Source organism: Polynucleobacter sp. 35-46-11, assembly GCF_002281105.1.
In genome coordinates this window covers 658-1360 of the sequence record NZ_NCFJ01000767.1, presented here as the reverse complement: position 1 = coordinate 1360, position 703 = coordinate 658, and the positions used below count along the sequence as shown (strand labels likewise).

The window sequence follows — 703 nt, the reverse complement described above, 5'->3', positions numbered from 1 at the left end:
TGATCCACTATTGACCAAAGACTATCTAGGAACACTCAAAGATGAAGAATCTGATATCGTATGGCCAGAGTCAACACGTATTCTCTTAGTAGAGGACAATACATCGAACCAACTCGTAGCTCAAGGAATGCTAGAGAGTATCGGCTTACGTGCAGACATAGCCGCCAATGGTCTGGAAGCACTGGAGTCTTTGCAACTAGCACAGGAAGAATCTGTTCCCTATACCTTTCTCCTAATGGATTGCCAGATGCCAGAAATGGATGGCTATACCGCTAGTACTGCAATACGTGCAGGAAAAGCAGGAGAAGCAAATAAAAAAATACCGATCGTTGCAATGACAGCCAATGCTATGAGCGGTGATAGAGAAAAGTGTATCCTAGCAGGTATGGATGATTACGTCAGTAAGCCAATCAATCTATCGGTACTTAAAGCAATGCTTGTGAAATGGATATTAAAAGATGGAGCCGTAGAATTACCGCTCATAAGAGAAACAAGAGACACAAACCATTCTAGAAAGAAGCATACGACGCAACTGCCTCTATGGGATAAAGCAGATGCTATGAGTCGTCTTGGAAATAACACTACCCTATTAAACATGGTCATGCAATCCTTTATGAGCGATGGACTAAAATCACTTGCTCTGCTCAATAAAGCAATACAACAAAACAATAGTGAAGACGCACAACTGCATGCCCATTCACTG

Annotated in this window: 1 protein-coding gene; it reads left to right on the top strand. The window is 42.1% G+C overall.

What is annotated here, in order from left to right; translation table 11 throughout:
* Positions 1–10 precede the first annotated feature (10 nt).
* The coding region (locus tag B7Y67_RS19445) for a response regulator (RefSeq protein WP_293600040.1) at positions 11–703 on the top strand (693 nt) is incomplete at its 3' end.